Consider the following 21,516-nt stretch of genomic DNA (forward strand, 5'->3'; position numbering starts at 1 on the left):
GCCTACTCGCCGGAGGGCTCGCCCCAGACGCGGCGGCTGAGGGCGGAGATGTCGCGGTCGAGGTGGTCGATGCGGGTTCCCATCGCGTCGAAGCGGGCGTTCATCTCAGCACGAAGGCCATCGATCTTCCCCTCGAGCCGGCCCTCGACGCCCGAGATGCTGGCGGTCACTGTGCGCATGATGAGGTTCGTAGACAGCGTGAGCCCGCCGAGCATGATGGTCGCGAAGATGCCGATGAGCACCCAGCTCTGCGGTTCGGTCACGATGGTCACCCTCCTAGTGTGCGGTATCGCGATTCAGGATGCCATCGCTTCGCCCTCGCGCGGACGAATGGTGCCGCACCTGGCAGGCGGTGCCGCGCGGGAACCGCCTGGGGAGGAGCGCAACCCTACGATGGTGCGAGCACGCGCAGCCCCGACCGCTTGGCTGCGGCCGAAAGCTCCCCGTCATAGGTGAGCACCTCGTCGACGCCCACGCGAAGAGCAGTCGCTAGGTGAGTCGCGTCGTTCGAGCGCAACGGTGCATGCGTCCCAGCTGAGAGAAGGTCGCCGCGCGTGACGTCGATCAGCGTCACTGCGTTGAGCACAGTGGTGATGGCGTCAAATTCGATCAGGCTGGGGTTTCGTCCGGCAGCGCAGTGCAACTCGGCGTGCAGGAGCCATGAGGCGACCAGATCGCGCGCTGTGGTGGTCAGTTCGTGGAGGAGTGCGTCGGATTCTGCCTCGTCGACGAGCAGCTTTATCGCGGCTGAGGTGTCGAGGTAGGTGACGGTCACCAGCTGCCCCGGGTGTCGCGGATGATCTCGGTTGTATCCCGCGCAGATGCGGCTCGACGGATGCCGGAGAGCGTCGATACCGGTGCGGTAGCTCGCCTCGCACCCCCCTCAGACACGAGGGCTTCGAGGCCCCGGGAGGTAAGGGGTGTCACGAGTGCAATCACCTTGCCCCGGTTGCTGATCTGTATGGTCTCGCCGGCTTCGACCCGGCGCAGGATCTCGCCGCTGCGGTTGCGCAGCTCCCGGTGGCTCACGATGTCCATGGCGAGTAGTGTAGCGCGCTGTAGCACAGGAGAACATCGGCGAGTGGACCCGGTGTTCGGCACGTGCGCTGGCCCGCAGCGATGACTCAGGCTCTGGACGACGACGCGCTTCGCGACGCGTGACAGCCAGAACCTTCGAGTCACTCCCCGGAGGGTTCGCCCCAGACGCGGCGGCTGAGGGCGGAGATGTTGCGGTCGAGGTGGTCGATGCGGGTGCCCATCGCGTCGAACCGGGCGTTCATCTCGCCGCGAATCCCATCGAAGCGACCGTTCATCTCGCCGCGCAGTCCGGTCATCTCTCCGCGGAGCCCATTGACGGATGCCGTCACGGTTCGCATCAGCAGTGTGGTCATGATTGTCATGCCGCCGAGCATGATCGTGGTGAACACTCCGATGAGCGCCCAGCTCTGCGGTTCGGTCACGACGGTCACCCTCTCAGTGTGCGGCACTCTCGCCCAGGATGCCAGGACGAACCGTCCAGGCGGTGGCGTGGGTCACAGTCGTGCACAGTCGGGCCCCGCGGTGTGCTGTGGAGGAATCTGACCTACGGGCGCCCCATGCCGTAGTAGGTCCAGCCGGCGGCGATGTTGGTTGCGAACGTGAGGCATCCGGTCTGGTCCGATACGACGGTGGGGTTGATGCCGCGCTGGGCGAGTGAGGTCATGGTGCGCAGGCGTCGCCCGAGAAGTCTTGCCCTGCTCACTCGACACGTCTACGCGACTGCGCTGCTTCGTTCACCCAGACCTCGAGTCTCCACGACGGTATTCGGAACAGGGCACTAACCGTCCGCAGGGGGTAGCCGGCTTCCAGCACGGCGGCGACGGCGAACTCCTGGAGCGAGGCGAACTCACGGTTCGCGAGAGGTCCAACTCGCAGGTCGGCGAAGCTTCGCGGGTGGTGGCGGTGCGGTCCGGGCGAAACGGGTGGCGCGGCTGTCGCTTGATCGGCGGCGGACGGTGCCGCGGGGGGCGATCCGGCTCGGACGACATAGGGATTCGTGGGAGGCGCCGGGTGCGGAAAGACCGGAGGTGTCGGCTCGCGGTGCGGCTGAGGCGCGAGGGAAGGCCGCAGCGCGTGCTCGGATGCCGCGTGGTGCAGAGAGTCCGACGAGATCGCTGTAGGCGGCTCGGATTCGACGGGGCTTGCGGTGGGGACCGGCTCAGGCTCGACCGGCCTCACACCGGACACTGGCATCGCTCCACCCTGCTGATAGCTCTCGATCTGGGCGGCACCGAAGCGGATGACGGCGTCTTCGAAAAGTGCTCGCAACTCACGGTGTTTGCGGTTCCGTCGTGCGATCAGGGGTACGCCGATTGCGGGGATGACCAGGACGAGCGCCCACATCCATCCCATCGGATGCCGGTTGAGCCACTTCACGGCTTCGAGCTCGTATGTCCAGGCCGACTCATCGTTCCCCTCGGCCGATACGTCGGCCCGGGGCCCGGATGCGATAGCACCTGCCCCGACGCCCGCTAGCGCATTGCGGCTTGCGGACACGGTAGAGGCCCCGTCGATCGAGAGCGCGTGGCCACTTCCTGACACCTGGACCGTGTTGTCGGTAAGGGTCACGGCGGCATCCGCCACCGAGACCGCCCCGTCAGTGCCGGTAAGCGTCATGCCGGTCACGACGGCATCCGTCACCGAGTCGGCGATGGAGAGAGCGACGCCGCCGGTGGAGGTCAGTGTCCCGTCCGCGACGCGCACGTCGTCGGCCGGCCCGAGAAGCTCGAGTGCGGTGGCGTGCTCCTCGACGGAGAGTTCGACGTACTCCGCCGCGTCAATGGCAACCGCACGGATGCCCCCTCTGGCGTTTCCCGACACCGACGTCGCAGTGATGGTCAACCCGGCAGCGTGATCAAGCCCGTATCCCTCGGGGTTCGGGCCGTCAGCGAGCGCGCTTCCGTCGGCTTCGACACCGAAGCGCTGCGAGTCCGCGAGCATGCATCCGGTCACGGTGAGGTTGCGGCTGCGCTTATCCATGGAGATTGCGCTGGCGCCCGAGCGAGTGATCGTCGTGTTCGAAATCACCGTGTCGCTGCTGCCGTTTGTCACGGCGATGCCGTTCTCAACTGCGTTGATGATCTCGCCCCCGTCGACGGTGACGCCGGTGACCCCAGACAGGAAGAGCCCGGTCTGCAATCCGAAGTGAATGGTGTGGGAGAAGCTGCCGGCGGCGGTTCCACTGTCGGTGGCGGTTACGGCGACGCCTCCGGTGCGCCCGCTCCAGAAGCCGAGACTGTCGAACGCGACGTTCGCGGCCGTGATGGTGCCGTTGCGGGCTCGCACGTAGGCGCGACCGTCAGTGGTGGTCGTGTCGGGCCTCGCGCCCTCAGCGTCCCAGCCGACCAGGGTCAGCGGCCGGTCGGCGTCGCCGGTCAATTGCAGTACTCCGCCCCACGCCACGAGGCTAACGAACCCGTCGGAGTCGCTGTCCATGCGCAGCGTTTCGCCCGGAAGGCTGAGGTTGAGGACGGCGCCCGCCCGGACGACGATGTGACGGGTCAACTCGATGGTCCCATCGTCGAGCCAGGATGCCGCGCCGGCTGACACGAGGTCGTCGAGGGTATAGGCGCTTGGTCTCGCGCCGAGAACCACCGTGTTGTATTCGGGAGCCGCGACGATACCGCCACCGGCGGAGACCGCGCTCATTGCCCGGAGGCGCTCGTCCTCGGCATCCACGAGTGCCGCCGGATCAGGCTCGTCCGAACCCGCGGTGTCTGCGGTTGCCGACCCCAGGGTTGGGCTCGCCGCAGCCGTTGGCCCGATGACCCAGGGCATGCTGTTGCCGGCGACGACATTGCCGACTATCACGACTGCGACGACCAGCACACCGATCGCGATGATCATGACAGTGCGGGCGAGCCAGCGGACAGGCACCGACGTTTCACCGCGCTCTTCGGCGGTGAAGGTGGGTCTGTCGCGGCCGGCCGTCATGACGGGGCATCGGCGGGTGTCTGGAGGCTCGCCTCGGTCTGTCCTTCGCCGCCCTGCGTCTCGGCGGTTCGGGTGAGCCATCCTTGCTTGTTCATGGTGATGAGCGCGTAGAGCTTGATGGGCAGCGCAACCAGGATGATGACGCCGGTGACCAGCGGCAGCAGCCAGATGTCTTCGGGACGTCGCCACAGGTGTGAAATACCTCGGATGCCGCGCCCCACGATGACCCAGATGATGGCGAGTCCCAGTGCGAGAAGTGGCCGCTCGCTGCGGACTGAGAGAACGACGTATGCGAGTGCCACGAACATCGTGAATGGGGTCAGTAGGATCTGCATGACGGTGAGCTGGGAAATGATCGGTGTGCGGAAGATCCAGCCGTGCCGGATGGCGGTGAGGTAGCAGCGGTAGGAGTTGCGGCTCCACCGCACGCGCTGCTTCACGAACGCACGGAAGGTGCTGGGGAACATCGAAAGAGCCCGCGCACTGTCTTGGTGCGCGACGCGGAAGCCCTGCGAAATGACAAGCCAGGTGAGCCGACCGTCGTCGCCGGCGATGCACTCCTTGCCGAGGAAGTACTCGTGTTCGAGGTCGTACACGCGGGGTTGGATGACCGATCGGCGGTAGGCGGCGGTGCGTCCTGACGCCATGATCACCCCGCCGTAGCGACCCATTGCGGGCACATAGTCGTAGTAGCGCAGGTCGATGATCCAGTCGGCGACGCGGCGCCAGACGCTGGTCTTGGGGAGATAGACATTCTGGCGGGTGCTGACGGCTCCGACGGCGGGGTCGATGAAGGGCATCTGGATGTGCTCATACATGTCGTCCTCCCACGCCGTGTCGGAGTCGATCAGGATGATCAGTTCGGTGTCGCACAGGCGAATGCCGTGTCCGAGCGCGGAGCGCTTGCCGCGATGCTGGAACATCTGCACGTCGACGTTCGGATGACCCAGTGCCTCGATGCGTCGTTGGGCCTCAACGTCAGCGACGTCGAGCACGATGATGATGCGACTCGGGTTCTGGCGTAGCCAGGTGCCCAGGCAGCGAATGAGGACGTCGGGGTCTTCGTGGTACGACGGCACCACGATCGTCGCTGTCGTGCGGAAGTTGTTCACTGTCGGTCGCGTGATCGCCGAGAGGAACTTGCGGGTGCCCCACAGGCCCCAGGAGATGATCCCGAGGATGCCGAACGGCAGCGCCCACATGACGTACTGAATCAACGACTCCGGCAACGCTTTGCTCACCCCCGAGCGCACGGCGATTGTTCCCCCGCTCGCGACGGTAGTGACGCCGTGTGAGCGGGGCCTTTCGCGGACGTTACGGGGCGGTAACCTCTGCGGCTATCTGCAGGCGACGTTCGTGGAGACCGCCACGCCCGAGGGTGTGAGGTTGTCGCATCCGATGATGTTGCCCAGCTCTCGCGCGTTGCCGACGACCTCGATGCCGAGCCGGCCTGTCGGCGTGCCGATCGTGTTGGCGGTGATCACGTTCGATGCCCCCCATCCCTCGAGGATCGAGTGGATGCGGATGCCGTCGCCGCTTTCGGCCTCGATCGTGTTGGCGTCGACGATCCAGGCGTTGCCCTTCAGGTTCACCGCGGACTCGACGTCTGCGCTTGCCGGGAAGGAGAGCGAGTTGCCGCGAATTTCACCGGCGGTGGTTCCCTCTTTGACGTCGATTGCTTCAGCGGTGGTGTTGAAGATCGTGGTTTCGCGGATGATGTTGCGGTCGCTTGTGTCGGGTTCGCAGGCCGTGTAACGGCACCAGTTGGATTCGGCCGACCCGATGTAGACGCCTTCGCCGAACTCCGCGGTCACGAGCCCCGTGTCGGATATCCGGGAGTTCTCAAGCTCATTGGCGGAGCTGCCGGTGCGGAAGTGGACGCCTTCTTCGCCTATGCGTGAGATATCGAGGCTTGCGAGCACGTTGTGTGAGGAGTCGTCGAGCATGATGCCCTTCGAGGCGTTCGTGACGCTGAATCCTTGGAGCCGCCAGTAATCGGCGGACTGCAGGTGCAGGGCATAGCCACTGTCGAGGGTGCCACCGTTGATGACCGACGCCGCCGACCCGCAGAGGGTGATCGGCTCCTCAGCGGTGCCCGACGTGGCGATCTCGAAGTTGCCGACGTAGGTCGCCTCGGCCAGGGCGAGAGTGTCACCGGCACGCGCGTTTGTGAGTGCGTCGCTCAGCTCGCTCGCGGAGGGGCCGACCGGCGTCGAGTCAGCCGGGCACGCCGGGTTGACCGTCAATGGTAGAGGTTTAGCGCTAGGACCAGGCTCTGGGATCTTCGCAGTGCATGCGGCGAGCGCAGCCGTCGATAGCGCGATGATCGCCATCGCGCTGAGCGCCCGACTGCTATGCATTGCCCGCCTCGTCCATGGCCCTCGTCAGGCTTCCCTCGAGTATCTCAGGCGGGGCGCGTCGCAGCGCTACGGGCGTCCCATGCCGTAGTAGGTCCAGCCGGCGGCGCGCCAGGCGGCGGCGTCCAGGCAGTTGCGTCCGTCGACGATCACGCGCCCCTCGGTGAGGGTCGAGACGTGCTCGGGCGACATCTGCCGGCGGTACTCGTCCCACTCGGTGACGACAACCACGGCGTCGGCAGCGCGCAGGGCCTCGTCACGGTCTTCGACGTAGTTGAGCTGCGGATGCTTCGCCTGCGCGTTCGCGATCGCCTCGGGATCGGTGACCGTGACCCATGCGCCGAGGCCGTGCAGGCGTACGGCGACGTCGAGGGCGGGGGAGTCGCGGATATCGTCACTGTGCGGCTTGAAGGCGGCGCCCAGGACGGTGACGTTCTTCTTGAATACGGATCCGCCAAGCCCGTCGACCACCAGCTGCACGGCTCGGTCGCGGCGGCGCATGTTGATCTCGTCGATCTGGCGCAGGAACGCGATGGATTCGCCGCGGCCGAGTTCTTCGGCGCGGGCAGAGAAGGCGCGGATGTCTTTGGGAAGACATCCGCCACCGAAACCGATGCCGGCGCCGAGGAACTTGCGTCCGATGCGCGCATCGTGGCCGATCGCGTCGGCGAGTTGGGTCACGTCGGCGCCGACGACCTCGGCGATCTCAGCCATCGCGTTGATGAACGAGATCTTGGTCGCGAGGAACGCGTTGGCCGAGACCTTCACGAGCTCAGCGGTGGCGAGATCGGTGACGATGAAGGGGGTGCCCTTCGCCACCGGCGGCGCGTACACCTCTTTCAGGAGGTCGACGGCGGCGGCTCCCGCATCCGTTGACGGCACGCCCACGACCAACCGGTCGGGATCGATCGTGTCTTGCACGGCCCACCCCTCGCGCAGGAACTCGGGGTTCCACACGAGCGTCGCGCCCGCGGCTTCGACGCGCGGCGTGAGCTCAGCTGCGGTGCCGACCGGAACCGTCGACTTGCCCGCGACGATGTCGCCCTCAGAGAGATAAGGCACGAGCCCATCAATCGCGGCGTTGACATACGTCAGGTCGGCACCGTATCCGTCGCGCTGCTGCGGAGTCCCGACGCCGACAAAGTGCACCTTCGCGCCGCGAGCTTCGGCCATGTCGGTCGTGAACCGCAGGCGACCGGATGCCACTCCCTCGGCGAGGATCTCGGGCAGCCCGGGCTCGAAGAACGGAGCCTCACCCTTCGAGAGGGCGTCGATCTTGCGCTGGTCTACGTCGATGCCGACGACCTCGTGCCCGATCGAGGCCATGGCTGCGGCGTGGACCGCTCCGAGGTATCCGCATCCGATGACTGATAGCTTCACGCGCCAAGCCTAGGGGTCGAATGTGACGTGAAAGTGACGCACAAGCGTCGCAACCCTGGGGAGCGATCCCGCGACAATAGAGGTATGGCCTATCTGCCCGATGACCTCTATCAGCAGATCGAGCAATCGATGCCGATTGCCTGTGTCGACTTCGTCGCCACTCGAACCGCCCCCAACGGGACGCGCGAGTACGGCCTGATTAGGCGACGCTCGCCGTACGGCGAGGTCTGGTGTCACCTGGGCGGCCGTATCCAGCGCGGAGAGACTATCGCCCAAGCCCTCCAACGCCACGCCAACGACACCCTCGCTGCAGGCCTAGACCTTCCGATCGATCCGCAGCCGGCATACACGTACCAGTGGTTCCCTGCAGCTGTCGCCCCAACCGACGGCACCCCATTCGGCCGCGACGAACGAAAGCACTCAATAGGAATGGCGTTCCTGGTCGAACTCACCGGAGAACCTTCGCCCCGAAATGAAGCCCTCGACTTCGCCTGGTTCGCCGGCCAAACCATCCCCGAAGACATCTGGCCCGGTTGCGCACACCTCTTCGCGAAGCTCGGGATCGTGGCGCGTCAGTGAGCGGTCTCGCCCGGCGCAAGCGCGGCGCGTGCCGTCTTGAGCAGGATGGTGAGATCTCCGACGAGCGTCCAGTTCTCGACATAAGAGAGGTCGAGGCGCACGCTCTCGTCCCACGACAAAGATGAACGACCGCTGACCTGCCACAGCCCCGTAATCCCCGGCTTCATCAAGAAGCGACGGTGGACGTGCTCGGCGTACTGCTCGACCTCGCGGGGAAGCGGCGGCCGGGGCCCGACGAGTGACATTGACCCACCGATGACGTTGAACAGCTGCGGAAGCTCGTCGAGGCTGTATTTGCGCATGAAGCGTCCGACGCGGGTTACACGGGGATCGTTCTTCATCTTGAACAGCACCTCGTTGCCCGAGTCGCGCTGCTCTTCCAACAGCTTCTCAAGCAGCTCTTCGGCGTTAGGCACCATCGACCGGAACTTGATCATCTTGAACGTCTTGCCACCGCGCCCGACGCGCTCCTGACGGAACAGAACCGGACCCGTCGAGCTCAGCATGATCGCGACTGTCAGCACGAGGAGAAGGGGACTGATGACAATGACGCCCAGCACCGATGCAACTAGGTCGAACACGCGCTTCGTTACCCGCTGACCGAGTGAGAACCGGGGCGTCTCGACGTGAATCAGCGGGAGGCCCGAGACAGGGCGAATATGGATGCGCGGACCGGCGATATCGGCGATGCTGGGTGCGATCACAAGGTGCTGTTTGCCTGCCTCGAGACCCCACGAGATCTGCTTCACCTTCGCGGGCGGAAGGTCGTCGGCACTCGTGACCGCTACGGTGTCGGCTCCGGTTGCCAGCAGCGCCCTCTCCACGGAATTGACATTGCCCATAACAGGAATGGTGGTTCCCGCTATGGTGTCTCCGACCTTGCCGCTCGGCACACATGCGCCAGCCACGAGGTAGCCCGCGCGGGGTGTCCGCTGCAGCTCATGCGCGATCTGCGCCACCGAGCTCTCGGACCCGACCAGAAGCACGCGGTGCATGTATGAGCCGCTCCGCCGCTTGGCAATCAGCCACTGCCGCCACAGCCATCGCACGAGTATGAGCACGGCGACCCCGAGGGGCAGGCTGATCAAGAGGAAGCCGCGGGCGATGTTGATCTGAAAGAGGAAGGCGATGATCGCGATCACCCCGAACAGCCGGACGCTCGAATCCACGATCCGGATGTACTCCGTGCTCCCGGCTCCGATGACGCGGTGGCTTCGGGAGTCGGCGAGTGAGAGCGCCCAGAACCACACCACGACGAGAATCGTTGAGAGCGCCCAGTAAGAAACATCACTGAAGCGGTGGTCTTGCAGGAGCGCGAGTTCGGCGTTGCCTGTGCCGAACCAGAAGATCTGAGTGCCGAACACGACCCAGATGAGCACGATGGCGTCACTGATCCACAAGCGTCGGCTGAAGAGCAGCTGCCATCGTGCGTCGGCACGCTCCGCAGGGATGACGACCGATCCTGTTGAGGTCGTTACGGGGCGCGGCCCCGCGGAAGTTTCTTCGCCGTGCGCGCGATGCCCTGTTGCATTCGTGCCGTGCTGAACGTCAGCCGTCACAGAGTGCCCTTCGTCGTGGTCCCGATTCCACCCGGAGGCGAAGATACCACTCCTGTGTTTCGCTCAGTTGTCGCGCGCGTGATAGTCACCGACCCACCAATCCGAGATGCGCGCCATGTAGTCAGCGATGGCGATGTGTGCCGGATGTGCGCGGAAGCGGTCGAAGGCTGCAGCATCCGCGAATGCCGTGTCTTCCACAATCACCCGACCCTTACGCGAGTCCAGCGAGACTTCTACGTTCCACGACACAGCCTCGATCTCATCGCCGAGTGCCCGCAAAGCCGAAACCGTCCGTTCCAGCTCGGCGCCGGACACATCGTCGTGTACGCGAAAGAGGACGATGTGCCTGAACACGTCTACTCGCGAATTGACTCGACGTGGTCGTGATACCAAGCCACAGTGCGCTCGAGGCCTTCCTCAAGGGAGATCTGAGCGGTCCACCCCGCCTCAGCGAGCTTGGAGACGTCCAACAGCTTCTGCGGTGTGCCGTCGGGTTTGGATGTGTCCCACTCCGTCTCACCCTGAAAGCCCGTGACGGATGCAATCGTCTCCGAAATCTCGCGAATCGTGACATCCGACCCTGTGCCCACGTTGACCTGGTCGGGTCCGTCGTAGTGCTCCATCAGATGGAGGCACGCGTCCGCCATGTCATCCGCGTGCAGGAACTCACGGCGCGGTGTGCCCGTGCCCCAGTTGGTCACGGTCGCCGCGCCCGACTTGACTGCCTCGTCGTACCGGCGGATCAGCGCAGGCAGCACGTGCGACCCCCTCGGCGAGAAGTTGTCGTTCGGCCCATAGAGGTTGGTGGGCATGGCCGAGATCCAGGGCAGCCCGTACTGGCGGCGTACGGCCTGCGTGTGCAGGATGCCGGCGATCTTCGCGATCGCGTACGCGTCATTTGTAGGCTCGAGATGACCAGTAAGCAACGAGTCCTCGCGGATCGGCTGTTCGGCGAGCTTCGGATAGATGCACGACGACCCGAGGAACAGCACCCGCTCGACATCGTTCGCCAGCGCGGCATCGAGCACGTTGGTTTGAATGCGCATGTTGTCGCTCAAGAAATCGACTGGGTAGGTCGAGTTCGCCAGGATGCCACCGACCTTCGCCGCCGCGAGGACAACGTACTTCGGCTTGATCTCGCCCATGTATGCGAACACCGCGTCGCGGTTCTTCAGATCGAGTTCGGCCGAGGTCTTTCCGACGATGTTCTCGAACCCGGATGCCTCGAGCTTGCGCCAGATCGCCGATCCGACGAGTCCTCGGTGCCCCGCAACGTAGAACGTGGCGTCCCGGTCGAGTTCCCCTGGCGTGTACTGAACCCCGTCCACGGCGGTTCCCATCAGCGTGCCCTTCCCCGGTCGTTGAGCGAGCGAAGCGAGACGAAACGCTCGGCCCGCATCCGGTCGTTGAGCGAGCGAAGCGAGACGAAACGCATCACTTCGTTCCCCACGACGCGAGCTTCACGGTATCGATCCAGTCGGCGCCCTTTTCCAGTGCTTCCACGTCGGCGTCCACCATGAGCTTGGCCAGTTCCTTCCCATCGATCGTGGGAGTCCAGCCGAGCCTCTCGCCCGCCTTCGTCGGGTCGCCGATCAGCGCGTCGACCTCGGTCGGGCGCAGATAGCGCTCATCAAACTTGACGTATTCCTGCCACTCGAGTCCGACGTGTCCGAAAGCCGTCTCGAGGAAGTCCTTGATCGTGTAGCCGACGCCGGTGGCAAGCACGAAGTCTTCGGGTTCGTCGACCTGCAGCATTCGCCACATGCCCTCGACGTATTCGGCGGCGTATCCCCAGTCGCGGATCGAGTCGAGGTTGCCGAGGTAGATGTCCTTCTGGACTCCTGCCTTGATGCGCGCGACCGCGCGTGTGATCTTGCGAGTCACGAAGGTCTCACCGCGGCGGGGAGACTCGTGGTTGAACAGGATGCCGTTCACCGCGAACATGTCGTAGGCCTCGCGGTAGTTCTTCGTGATCCAGAAGCTGTAGAGCTTCGCTGCCGCGTAGGGCGACCGCGGGTAAAACGGCGTCGTCTCGGACTGCGGGGGTGGGGTTGCGCCGTAAAGCTCCGAGGTGGATGCCTGGTAGAACCGGGGACGGATGCCGGCCATTCGTACCGCCTCCAGCAGGCGGATCGTGCCGGTTCCCGTGGTGTCGGCGGTGTGCTCGGGCTCGTCGAACGAGACACGCACGTGAGACTGTGCGGCCAGGTTGTAGACCTCGTCGGGCTCTATCTCCATGAGCAGAGTCACCAGGCGCGCTCCGTCGCTCAGGTCGCCGTAGTGCAGAAAGAGCTTGGCCTCGGGGTTGTGTGGGTCGGTGTAGAGGTGGTCGATCCGGTGCGTGTTGAAGGTCGACGCGCGACGGATGATTCCGTGCACCTCGTAGCCCTTGGCGAGCAGCAGTTCCGCGAGGTACGAACCGTCCTGCCCCGTGATTCCAGTGATGAGTGCGCGCTTGGCCAAGACCGTCTCCGATATCTTTCGTCGTGATTCTCAGTGGTGTGGGGCGACTAAGCAGTGCGGTCGCCGGTCATAGTGACTTCGTACAGCATGTCGGCAAACTTCGTGATTGCTGTCTCTTCGTCGAGCACCGTCTGACGGTAATTCAGGCCGTTCACGCCGAACCTGGCAGCTCGGTCGGGATTCGCACGCAGTTCGAGCGTCGCGTTGCGTAGTGCCTCGGGATCTCCGGCGGGAACGACCAGCCCGGCATCGGCGGTCCGAACCTCACCCGCTGTGATGCCGGACGGGTCGGTCGCGGCGATAACGGGGCGTTCTGCTTGGAAGTACGAGGTCAACTTGCTCGGCACCGCCATCTCGGAGACACCGGCAAGCTCGTTGACGAGCAGAATGTCGGCACTCTTGAGAGCGGCGGCGTAGTCCGCGTCGTCCAGCGGGGGCAAGAACTGGAGCGGACCCACACCGCGGGCAAGCGCCCGCAGTGTCTCCCGCTCACCACCGTCGCCGACGAGCACGAAGCGCACTGGATCGCCGTAGTGCTCCGCGACTCGAGCGGTGTCGATGACGTTCGTAAGTCCCTGCTTCACGCCCATGTTTCCGGTGTGCAGCACGACGGTCTCGTCGGGCTTCCAGCCGAACCGCGCTCGGCTGGCTGCGACGTCGATGTGGGGAAACGGTGCCAGGTGGGTCCAGTTGCGCACCACGGTGATTCGGTTGCGGTCGACACCGAAGTCACGAGCGATGATCTCGGCGAAGCGGTCGTGGATCACCACGACGCGGTCGGCACTGCGCAGGAGGCGCCCTTCGATGGCGCCGAGCGCCTGGGCCGCGCGCCCGCCTTGTCCGGTCTCAGCCATACCCCGGGCATACAGGTCTTGTACCCACACAATCAGGGGGGCCGAGCGATGCAGTGCCTTAGCTTTCAGAGCGGCCATGGCTGACGAGATCATCGCCGGTGAGACGACGACGATCGCATCGGGTGATCCCCATCGGCTTACTGTCGAGCGCGCGCCGAAACTCACTTCCGAAGCGAGTCGCCGCGCGCCCTTGGGTGGATTCGGTACGTAGTGCCGCACGCGTTTCACCGCGACGCCGTCGAGATATTCGCTGCGTGACCACTGCCCGTAACCTGGCTTAACTTTCCAATCCGGATAATGAGGGTGAGCCGCAATGACGCGTGCAACGATCCCCCTCCGGGCGAGTCCGCGGCTCATGGCACCCGTGTAGGGAGCGATTCCGGTGTGCTCGGGCGGGTAGTTGATACCCAGGACGAGGACCCGGGGCGAACCCTGGGGTGAACGGCGCGACATACTGAGAGGCTATCTTGGTCGTGATTTCGGCAGGGTTACGCAGGGAGGAAGGGTGACTTGCTCCCGTCTGAAGAGAGAAGTCTGAACGATGGTGGAGAGCAAACCTGGGATGGCTAGCACCTGATGAGGATTCGCGGCCTCGGCGATATTTCGACAAGCAAGCTCTGGTTGACCGTTGACATAGGCATTGTTGCCGCGGGAAACGCTGTGGCGCTGATACTCGCGGCTCGTGCGCTCACCCCCGCGGCACTGTCAGATTTTTCAATTGTGTTGCTGGTAGCAACCTCTGCTGTCGCTCTGCAGCGTGCCACGATTCTTACACCAGGCTTCGCGACGCAGAGGACGAGCGGGCAAGGCGCCGTTCCTCTGCGATGGGCCCTGAGTGTATCCACACCTAGCGGTGTTGTCGTCGGTTCTTCGATGCTGTTCATCGCTCCCGGCCAAGATCCGGTGTCATTAGCGATCGCATCGGTCCCGCTTCTCGTCCTGGTGCTTGTGGCAGACGTTGCACGTGCGTACCTCCTGAACCTGCAGGCGGCTGGAAGGGCTGCCGCGGCAGACAGCGTTCTCTTCGCTGCAATCGTCGCGCTCTTTTCGTTCGTCGCGCTATCACCCGCAGCCGCGACCGCGACGACACTGTTGCTCGTTTACGACGCAGCAGTATTTGGCGGCACCTGCCTCATCGTTGCGTTCGCCGTAGCAGCGCGTCGCAACGATGAGCGGTCATCTATCTCGCTCGTCGCGACGTGGCGGCTTGGCAGGTGGTCGGGAGCCGACAATCTGCTCTCCGCGCTCGCGAGTATCGTCCCGATGGTCGTGACTACGTCTGCGCTGAACGCAGCTCTTGCCGGGGAGTATCGGTTGTTGCAGTCAGCGATCGGACCGCTTAATGTGTTGACTACCTCGATTATAGCTAGCGTTGGTATAGAATCGTGGCGCCTTATCGACGCGAATGCTCTTCGCCGCCTTCACAAACAAGTGGTGCGGATGACGGTGGGATTGACGCTATTTACGCTCGTGTACATCGTTGCTGCGGAACTGCTCATAATATGGGCTTCCGGACTATCGTCCCCGTCGATATTGAGAGTTGCGGTGGTTTGCGCAATTGCGGGGTTGTTGAACTCGCTTCGAACTCCCAGCCAGGCTGCGGCTCTTGCGCTAGGAGGCCAGCGATATGGCTTTGTGATCCGAGTCTTCGTGGTCATTGCGGCCGCTGCGTTAACCTTCTTGGGCGGCTGGACGTCATTGCTGCCGTGGGACGACCCGATAGGTTGGATAGCTATTGTTTCGTCGCTAGCCAACCTAGTTGGGTGGCGTATCGCCTATGCGAGGAGTGCCCGGGAAGCATCATCAGAAATCACATGAACCCTTCTCTTCTTGCCTCATGCCTGTTCTTCTCGCAGTCGTGCGAAGGGTTTATTCGGCCCGCTCCGCCAGAAATCAAGAGGCTGAGTATGGTTTCACACGTCGAGCCGATCCCGAGGGTGATACGCGAACGCCGGAACCCATTCATCGAGCAGACTTTGGATCAGCTCGATGTTGCGGTCCCGAAGGAAGATCCGATTGGAGATAACTTCGATCTCCCCGACGCGGTCGCGGTGTAATCGGCACGCGCCGCGCCACGATCGGCAACAGACGTCCGGATTTTCCCGGTCGTTGTTCATCGGCAGGAAGGACGCGGCGACAGCTCGCCCAGGGCCTGTTTCGAGTCCTGCGGTCCTAATTGCGGACGGTGTCCTCATTCTGCCGGGACCCGTCGTGGTCGGTACGCCTGACAACCAACATACGTGCGTGGGAAGCGTGGTCGCACCAAACGCCGTCCTCGGGGGTTCCGCTGGCGAGAAGTAAACCAGCGCACGTGTGCCGGCGCGCCGGATCTCTTGACGCTTCTCCTTGCGTTTCAATCGACCGAACCCCAATCAAGAACTATCAACTGGCAGCGGCAAACTCGCGTATTCCTTTCCTATAGGCGGCCCAAGACCTCTGCTTCGCAGCCGCGGTGGCCTCGCGGGCGCGCAACCCACCCGGCGCAAAGGTCTCGATTGCGGTCCGGAGCGAATCGACCAGCTCCTCAATCCGGCCGGCGGGAACGACAGTGGCGATCTCGGCAGGCAACCCGAGGTCGGGGAGGCCAGTGTGTGTGCTCGCGATAATGCGGCAGCCAGCTGACAGCGCCTCGCCGATGACGAGTCCGAAGCCCTCCACCAAACTGGGCAGAACGAGCGTGTCGGCCGAGAGCATTTCGCTGACGATCTGCTCGCGCGTTGTAGGCCCCGATAGGTCTACGCTGCTGAGGTTTGAGGCCATCGCTCCGATCGCAGGATCGATCCGTGAGGCGATGATTCGAAGCCGTGCATTCTTCGGTCGGAGTTGTCCCCAGGCCTCGAGCAACAGGTGTAGACCCTTCCGTCGAACCCCCTGGCCGACGAAGAGAATCTTGCATTCTCCCTCCCTTCTTGCCTCAGCTACTACTGCGGGTTCCGCGGGCTCCGGGCAGCCGTAGGGAACAACTACTATCCGATCAGGTGCAATTCCCATACGAACAAGCCCCGACTTGGTGAAACTGGAGGCACACAGGATCCGATCCGCCAGTTCCAACTCGCGAGCGTGCTGCCCGGCGCGGCGCAACGTTCCAGCCTCTTCCGGTTCCGGCATCCAGCTACCTGACGAGAGAAGATCGTCGTCGTTGAGACAAGCTCTAATGAAGTCGCCGTCGGGATGGAACTTGAACAGGAGCTTCTTGCGATCAGGTAACGCACTGAAAGATTCATACGCGTAGCCCGAGTACATGAATAAGTCGGCGTCGCTCCTTCGTGCCTCTCGCAATGCCACAGACGCGATCGAAGCCTCAATAGTGTCGATAGGGTGACGGAGTGACACGCCAACTTTGGAAGCCGCCAGCGTGAGTACTTGAGCCGCAAATGCTTTCGGCGCATCACGCACCGCCGCGGCAGGGATACCCTCGACTCTACGGTGCCCAAGGGATGCAAGCCTCGGGATCGAGCGTCCGTAATAGTAGTCAGTCACCAGTCTCGTCAGCATTCCCGACTCTGCTAACGCGAGCGGAACCTGGTACGAATCTCGATTCCTATTAAAGGCAACAATATAGCTCATCTGAGTTACTTCAATCTAGGCTGCTCCGACAGCCTTGAACCAGTGCTGCGAGGGGTTCGGCGGCTGGCTACGGTCTGCTCGATCCACAGAGCGGTGAGGACCGGAAGGACAAGGATGAGGAACCTCTGCAGGTCATAGGAGATGCTCCCGCGCACGAGTGCGAACATGAACCCCGTAAGCATCGCAACGAGAAACACCACAGTCGTGCTTGTTGTCGTGAGCAGGGCGATCGAGACGCGGCCTAGTACCGCTCCAAATACCGCCATCACGAGTATTACACCAATGATTCCGAAGTTGAGGTAGGGCTCAGAATAGATGCCGAACGAGAAGCCGATATGCAGTTGGTGCGTCGAGGGAAAGATTGCCTCGTTCAGGATATTGTCCACCGACACAGGCTTCTCAGGCCACAACGACCGCGGGATGGGAGCGGAAAGGGCCGCGACATATGTTGAACCGTAGTGAAGTGGGATCTGGCCGCTCGCCTGAGCGCCTACTTGGAGCGAGAACGCATCGATCATTGCCATATCGAGGCCGCCTACAAAATTGTCGAAGAGATTCACGGGATCCAGTGCGCTGAGGATGGAGTCCATGAAACTTAAACCCTGAGAAAGATCATTTCTCCATATTCTTGGCGCAATGAATCCTAGGAAAATGAAGACAGGAATAAAAACCGCTGCGCGAAAGGGAGTAATGAGGCGAGGGAATACGCGGATCAGCATGACCAGAAGTGCAACAACGATAGGAATGAAGTTCGAACGATTGCCGGCCGCGAACTGGGGCACAAGGAAGAGCATTATTAGACCGGCCGATGCGAAGGCGAGTGTCGGTGACCGCTGACTAATGGCTTGCATAAAAATCAGGGCGAGCGCACCGTTGGCGAACAGCAAGCCGAGATAAAGGTAGCCCGAGCTTTCGGTCAATGCATACTTCTGCGTCAATGAACGCCCGAGGAAAACCTCACTCCAGTAGAAGCCCCAACCCACCTGGAGAATATAGGCAAAATACAGGGTGACCCCCAGCAGTACTATTCCCCAGAGCAGCGGAGCCAAGCGACGCCACGTGTGGATATCGATCGGCTTGACAGGGGGAGGAACGCGAGATGGTCGACGAAAAGCCAATGCGTATCCGATTGAGGTGGATACGAGCCCGGTTCCAGCGACTATTGCTGCTTGAAGGTAGAATTCAGTAGCAGGGGTTTGGGTGAATATGTTCAGAGAGTTTTGGTAGGTCGCGCCAAACCACGGCCGAGCCACGAAAATTGCAAAATGCGATATCAGCAAAATTCCGATGGGCGAGAACCAAAGAATGCGGCCGGATGCGACCCAGACGATGGTCGCGCTTATGAGCCACAAGACTGAAGACCAGACGACAGCCGCCTTTGCGGGGTCTGGTCCGCTAGACGCGGCAACTGCAATGCTCGTGACAGCTAAAACCGAGCCAACTGCGAGCAGCATACCTAGCCAACTCTTGGCTCGAGATCGGTGAGCGGCCGGTTGCGCGATGCTCGGACGCGTATGGAGCGAACTCAGTAATGACGACACGCTCGAGTCCCCTCTGCGTGGCCTCTTTGCGGGCTTGAGTGCGACGCCTCCGAGTATCTCCGAGCCTTCATGATGCTTCCGGCCCGAACAGCCCATCGAGTGCATCTGTGGATCGCTTCAGCTCGCTCAAGTATGCCTTACGAGCAGCAATGCTCATTCGCGCGACGGTGGTGCGCGGACGAGTGAGGAAGTCGAGGCTCTCCTCAACGAATGTCTCTGGGCGCGTCGACACAAAGGATCCACTATGCGCCAACTGTTGGGGGATGGACCCAACCGGTGTAGCGAGGCACGGCACTCCGGCCGCGAGCGCTTCGTAGAGGACCATTGGTACGGCCTCGTTGACGTACTGCGACGGGAAAACGAAGTGTGAGATCTCTTCGTAGAACGCGATCTTTCCCGCGTCGTCCAACTCGCCGAGGTATTGAAAGCGGTCTCCAAGAACTTTCTCTGCTCGTCGCACCTGGGATGATGAAAACTCATCCATCAGCGGACCGGCAAGAACCAGCCGCGTGGCCGTTCCTTGCTCCAGGAGCTTCTGCGTGAGTGAGATCGTCGCCTCGATGCCCTTTGCGCGCGTTAGGTTGCTGAGGTGGCCCAGGGCGAGTACGTCGATGTCCCCCTTACTTCGGCATTGGAGTAGCGCGGGTTCGACCATTGTGGCGTTTCCAACTACGACGGTCTTCAAGAGCGCAGGAGATGCAGCTCTGATGTCCTGTTCCATCTGTTCACTAAGGACGATGTGGACGGCACGGGGCCCTGCAGCGGAGGTGAGCGCCTTCATTCGAAGAGTACGAGTCCGGATGTGAGCATAGGAGTGATGGTGGAGAAGTATTCTCGCGCGCCGCAAACGCGCCACGGCGGCCAGAATGGTAGAGAGCCACATCCCGTCTCCAGATCCTACGGAGATGTAAGCATTCCCACCGTTAGCGATCGCAAGCGCCGCGCGACCGTTTCGAGCGGCCTTCCGCAGCATCCTGCTACCCGTTGCGCCTTCACCTTCACTGGTATTGACAACGACAACGTCGGGCAAGCGGCTGCACATGAACCTCGCCACTCTCTCCGTGACAAGCGCCTGTCCGTGGACTGGAGGCCGCAGTGGCCCGACCGCAACCCACCGTTTTGTGCCTCGTGGTTCGCTCAATCGATGACGTAGCCGCACGCGCGCAGTCCCTCGTTGAACGCGGCCTCGATCTTGGCCTGATTCGATGGCAGCATCTCTGTTCGCCACTGTTCGCTCGCCGCGCGCCGGACAAAGGGGATGGATGAGTGTCCTTCCCGAAACGCCTTCTCCGGCGTCGCGAGTTCCTTTGAGCGCATCGCATCCGCCGTATTGTTCGACATCGCGGAGCGAACTTGGTCCGGAGTGAACTCCAGCCCGAGCCGTGAGAGCGCGGCCTGAAGGGCTTCTGTCCCGTCGGTGAGGAGGTCTTCGTAGCGGAGCACAGCGACGTTTGGCCGCCGGTGAGAGGCAGTGATCCAGCCAAGCACATGACTCTGCCACGCGCCGTATGGCAGCACTCTTCCGCGGGAGAAGGCTTCGATGAAGTCATCCATCTGGACCTCATGCGCGCCGCGTCGCTTTAGGTAATGAAACAGCGAAAGCGCGACATCTCTGGGGTCTCTTACGACATATAGCGAGCTGGCCCGAGTTGCGCGGATGCTGCCGTATGCCTCATGTGTCTTGATTAGTCTCCCGCCGTTCGAAACCGGCGAGGCTCCACGATGCTCCCCGAGATCCGGTGAGAGAATATTGACGTCTGCGAAAGAACTTGCACTCTCTCCAGTAAACAGCTCGACCAGCACAAAGCGCAGCCACGTGGACCCTGACTTCGGGAAACCTCCGAGCAATATGTCGTCTTTCGTCAGCCCTCGACTCCGCAGCGCAACAGTGGCGGATCTAACAGGCTTCCGCAGTGGGGGCGGGACGAGCCGGGCTCGTCCCCTCGTGAGTTCCCAGCGCAGGTCTGGTCCTGTGTAGCGAGGGCCGGTCACGACTGACTCCGGCCGATTGTGCCCGCGCCGACCGTTCGGTTCGTTGACTCGTTGATTAGCACGAACGCCCCCATTGTCCTGTTACGGACGTACTCGTCGGCCACGAGCGGAGTCGTCGTGCGCAGCTTGACGCGACCGATCGAGTTGAGACCGAGTTCGCTCGCCAGTTCGCTGCGGTGAAGGGTGTTCACGTCGAGTTCGTAGGCGACCTCCTTTACTACCGCGCGCGCCGCGCGAGTGGTGTGCAGAATCGAGAGTTTCTGGCCGACGGTGAGCGGAACGTCATCCATCCAGCAGACCATCGCATCGATGTCCTGACTGACCTCTGGATGGTTGCCCTTGCGGCAGATCACGTCACCGCGGGAGATATCGATGTCATCGGCCAGGCGGACTGTCACCGACATCGGCGGGAAGGCCTCGTCGACCGGACCGTCGGCAGTGTCGATGCCGACGATCTTCGAGGAGAGCCCGCTCGGCAACACGAGCACCTCGTCACCGATCTTCATGACGCCGCTGGCTACCTGGCCGGCGTAGCCGCGGTAGTCGCGGTGCGCGCTCTGCTGGGGGCGGATCACGTATTGCACGGGGAAGCGCACATCCTGCAGGTTGCGGTCGCTCGCGATGTAGACGTTCTCGAGGTGGTGCATGAGAGACGTGCCCTCGTACCAGGGCATGTTCTCGGAGCGATTCACGACGTTGTCGCCGGCGAGCGCCGACAGGGGGATCGCTGTCATGTCGGTGATGTTGAGCTTCGACGCAAAGGCGAAGAACTCATCGCGGATCGACTCGAAGACCTCTTGTGACCAGTCGACGAGGTCCATCTTGTTGACGGCGAGCACGATGTGCGGCACGCGCAGCAGCGACGCGATGGTCGCGTGACGACGGCTCTGTTCGAGCACGCCCTTGCGGGCATCCACCAGCACGATCGCAAGGTCTGCCGTTGACGCGCCCGTGACCATGTTGCGCGTGTACTGCGCGTGTCCGGGAGTGTCGGCGATGATGAACTTGCGCTTGGGGGTGGCGAAGTAGCGGTAAGCGACGTCGATCGTGATGCCCTGCTCGCGCTCGGCGCGCAGACCATCGGTAAGCAGGGAGAGGTCGGCGTACTCGTCGCCACGGGCCTTGCTCGTTGCCTCGACACTTTCGAGCTGGTCTTCGAAGATGGACTTCGAGTCATAGAGCAGACGGCCGATGAGGGTGCTCTTGCCGTCGTCGACCGATCCAGCGGTCGCAAATCGCAGCATGTCCATGT

Annotated in this window: 21 protein-coding genes; 2 read left to right on the forward strand and 19 right to left on the reverse strand. The window is 62.9% G+C overall.

Annotation, left to right across the window (positions count from 1 at the left end; all coding sequences use genetic code 11):
• Window positions 1–2: 2 nt before the first annotated feature.
• The 9 genes from B3587_RS04035 to B3587_RS04075 form a co-directional block, all read right to left on the reverse strand.
• Window positions 3–263: a hypothetical protein gene (locus tag B3587_RS04035; protein ID WP_292726727.1), complete on the reverse strand. Its 261-nt coding sequence runs from the start codon at window positions 261–263 to the stop codon at window positions 3–5.
• A gap of 125 nt (window positions 264–388) precedes the next feature.
• A complete protein-coding gene (locus B3587_RS04040; RefSeq protein ID WP_292726729.1) occupies window positions 389–775 on the reverse strand; it encodes a type II toxin-antitoxin system VapC family toxin in 387 nt (128 codons plus the stop codon).
• Window positions 772–1,038: a type II toxin-antitoxin system Phd/YefM family antitoxin gene (locus B3587_RS04045; RefSeq protein WP_292726731.1), complete on the reverse strand. Its 267-nt coding sequence runs from the start codon at window positions 1,036–1,038 to the stop codon at window positions 772–774. The genes B3587_RS04040 and B3587_RS04045 overlap by 4 nt, the downstream gene beginning before the upstream one ends.
• Before the next feature lie 140 nt (window positions 1,039–1,178).
• Window positions 1,179–1,460 carry a hypothetical protein gene (locus tag B3587_RS04050; protein ID WP_292726733.1) on the reverse strand — a complete coding sequence of 94 codons (282 nt, stop codon included), beginning with the start codon at window positions 1,458–1,460 and terminating at the stop codon, window positions 1,179–1,181.
• Between the two features lie 122 nt (window positions 1,461–1,582).
• Window positions 1,583–1,741 carry a hypothetical protein gene (locus tag B3587_RS04055; protein ID WP_292726735.1) on the reverse strand — a complete coding sequence of 53 codons (159 nt, stop codon included), beginning with the start codon at window positions 1,739–1,741 and terminating at the stop codon, window positions 1,583–1,585.
• Window positions 1,738–3,972, reverse strand: coding sequence for a right-handed parallel beta-helix repeat-containing protein (locus B3587_RS04060; RefSeq protein ID WP_292726737.1), 2,235 nt, complete (start codon window positions 3,970–3,972; stop codon window positions 1,738–1,740). Before B3587_RS04060 ends, B3587_RS04055 begins: the two co-directional genes overlap by 4 nt.
• The gene (locus B3587_RS04065) at window positions 3,969–5,213 is read right to left on the reverse strand and encodes a glycosyltransferase (RefSeq protein ID WP_292726739.1); all 1,245 of its coding nucleotides are present in this window, start codon (window positions 5,211–5,213) and stop codon (window positions 3,969–3,971) included. Before B3587_RS04065 ends, B3587_RS04060 begins: the two co-directional genes overlap by 4 nt.
• A 96-nt stretch (window positions 5,214–5,309) precedes the next feature.
• The gene (locus B3587_RS04070) at window positions 5,310–6,218 is read right to left on the reverse strand and encodes a right-handed parallel beta-helix repeat-containing protein (protein ID WP_292726741.1); all 909 of its coding nucleotides are present in this window, start codon (window positions 6,216–6,218) and stop codon (window positions 5,310–5,312) included.
• 180 nt (window positions 6,219–6,398) lie between these two features.
• Window positions 6,399–7,709 carry a UDP-glucose dehydrogenase family protein gene (locus B3587_RS04075; RefSeq protein WP_292726743.1) on the reverse strand — a complete coding sequence of 437 codons (1,311 nt, stop codon included), beginning with the start codon at window positions 7,707–7,709 and terminating at the stop codon, window positions 6,399–6,401.
• An 84-nt stretch (window positions 7,710–7,793) separates the two neighbouring features.
• Here B3587_RS04075 and B3587_RS04080 point away from each other — a divergent pair, with 84 nt between their 5' ends.
• Entirely contained in the window at window positions 7,794–8,288 is a 495-nt protein-coding gene (locus B3587_RS04080) for a DUF4916 domain-containing protein (RefSeq protein ID WP_292726745.1), read from the forward strand.
• Here B3587_RS04080 and B3587_RS04085 read toward each other — a convergent pair.
• The 5 genes from B3587_RS04085 to B3587_RS04105 form a co-directional block, all read right to left on the reverse strand.
• Window positions 8,282–9,847 (reverse strand): sugar transferase, encoded by a 1,566-nt coding sequence (locus B3587_RS04085; protein WP_348681295.1) that lies wholly within the window; start codon window positions 9,845–9,847, stop codon window positions 8,282–8,284. The genes B3587_RS04080 and B3587_RS04085 overlap by 7 nt on opposite strands.
• Window positions 9,848–9,910: 63 nt before the next feature.
• Window positions 9,911–10,201 (reverse strand): Dabb family protein, encoded by a 291-nt coding sequence (locus B3587_RS04090; protein WP_292709759.1) that lies wholly within the window; start codon window positions 10,199–10,201, stop codon window positions 9,911–9,913.
• A 2-nt stretch (window positions 10,202–10,203) separates the two neighbouring features.
• On the reverse strand, window positions 10,204–11,187 hold the full coding sequence (locus B3587_RS04095) for a GDP-L-fucose synthase family protein (protein WP_292726747.1): 984 nt from the start codon (window positions 11,185–11,187) through the stop codon (window positions 10,204–10,206).
• Between the two features lie 94 nt (window positions 11,188–11,281).
• Complete coding sequence (gene gmd / locus B3587_RS04100; RefSeq protein ID WP_292726749.1) at window positions 11,282–12,310, reverse strand: GDP-mannose 4,6-dehydratase; 1,029 nt, start codon at window positions 12,308–12,310, stop codon at window positions 11,282–11,284.
• Between the two features lie 47 nt (window positions 12,311–12,357).
• A complete protein-coding gene (locus B3587_RS04105) occupies window positions 12,358–13,617 on the reverse strand; it encodes a glycosyltransferase (RefSeq protein ID WP_292726751.1) in 1,260 nt (419 codons plus the stop codon).
• 123 nt (window positions 13,618–13,740) lie between these two features.
• Between B3587_RS04105 and B3587_RS04110 the strand changes: the two genes are divergently transcribed.
• On the forward strand, window positions 13,741–14,982 hold the full coding sequence (locus B3587_RS04110) for a hypothetical protein (RefSeq protein WP_292726753.1): 1,242 nt from the start codon (window positions 13,741–13,743) through the stop codon (window positions 14,980–14,982).
• A 564-nt stretch (window positions 14,983–15,546) separates the two neighbouring features.
• On the opposite strand, the gene B3587_RS04115 is transcribed toward B3587_RS04110, so the two are convergent.
• From B3587_RS04115 to B3587_RS04135, 5 genes are all read right to left on the reverse strand, one after another.
• Window positions 15,547–16,644: a glycosyltransferase family 4 protein gene (locus B3587_RS04115; RefSeq protein ID WP_292726754.1), complete on the reverse strand. Its 1,098-nt coding sequence runs from the start codon at window positions 16,642–16,644 to the stop codon at window positions 15,547–15,549.
• A gap of 92 nt (window positions 16,645–16,736) precedes the next feature.
• Complete coding sequence (locus B3587_RS04120; protein ID WP_292726756.1) at window positions 16,737–18,185, reverse strand: O-antigen polymerase; 1,449 nt, start codon at window positions 18,183–18,185, stop codon at window positions 16,737–16,739.
• A gap of 154 nt (window positions 18,186–18,339) precedes the next feature.
• Complete coding sequence (locus B3587_RS04125; protein WP_292726758.1) at window positions 18,340–19,053, reverse strand: glycosyltransferase family 4 protein; 714 nt, start codon at window positions 19,051–19,053, stop codon at window positions 18,340–18,342.
• Between the two features lie 356 nt (window positions 19,054–19,409).
• Complete coding sequence (locus tag B3587_RS04130) at window positions 19,410–20,264, reverse strand: sulfotransferase domain-containing protein (RefSeq protein ID WP_292726760.1); 855 nt, start codon at window positions 20,262–20,264, stop codon at window positions 19,410–19,412.
• Window positions 20,261–21,514, reverse strand: coding sequence for a sulfate adenylyltransferase subunit 1 (locus tag B3587_RS04135; protein ID WP_292726762.1), 1,254 nt, complete (start codon window positions 21,512–21,514; stop codon window positions 20,261–20,263). Before B3587_RS04135 ends, B3587_RS04130 begins: the two co-directional genes overlap by 4 nt.
• Window positions 21,515–21,516: the final 2 nt, after the last annotated feature.

Source organism: Microbacterium sp. UBA837 (genome assembly GCF_002296025.1).
Taxonomy (GTDB): Bacteria; Actinomycetota; Actinomycetes; order Actinomycetales; family Microbacteriaceae; genus Microbacterium.

Bases quoted from the DNA above. Each gene is read 5' to 3' on its own strand.
- B3587_RS04045 (WP_292726731.1), bottom strand. From the start codon at position 1,038: ATGGACATCGTGAGCCACCGGGAGCTGCGCAACCGCAGCGGCGAGATC.
- B3587_RS04060 (WP_292726737.1), bottom strand. From the start codon at position 3,972: ATGACGGCCGGCCGCGACAGACCCACCTTCACCGCCGAAGAGCGCGGT.
- B3587_RS04080 (WP_292726745.1), top strand. From the start codon at position 7,794: ATGGCCTATCTGCCCGATGACCTCTATCAGCAGATCGAGCAATCGATG.
- B3587_RS04095 (WP_292726747.1), bottom strand. From the start codon at position 11,187: ATGGGAACCGCCGTGGACGGGGTTCAGTACACGCCAGGGGAACTCGAC.
- B3587_RS04105 (WP_292726751.1), bottom strand. From the start codon at position 13,617: ATGTCGCGCCGTTCACCCCAGGGTTCGCCCCGGGTCCTCGTCCTGGGT.
- B3587_RS04110 (WP_292726753.1), top strand. From the start codon at position 13,741: ATGAGGATTCGCGGCCTCGGCGATATTTCGACAAGCAAGCTCTGGTTG.
- B3587_RS04120 (WP_292726756.1), bottom strand. From the start codon at position 18,185: ATGCTGCTCGCAGTTGGCTCGGTTTTAGCTGTCACGAGCATTGCAGTT.
- B3587_RS04125 (WP_292726758.1), bottom strand. From the start codon at position 19,053: ATGAAGGCGCTCACCTCCGCTGCAGGGCCCCGTGCCGTCCACATCGTC.
- B3587_RS04135 (WP_292726762.1), bottom strand. From the start codon at position 21,514: ATGGACATGCTGCGATTTGCGACCGCTGGATCGGTCGACGACGGCAAG.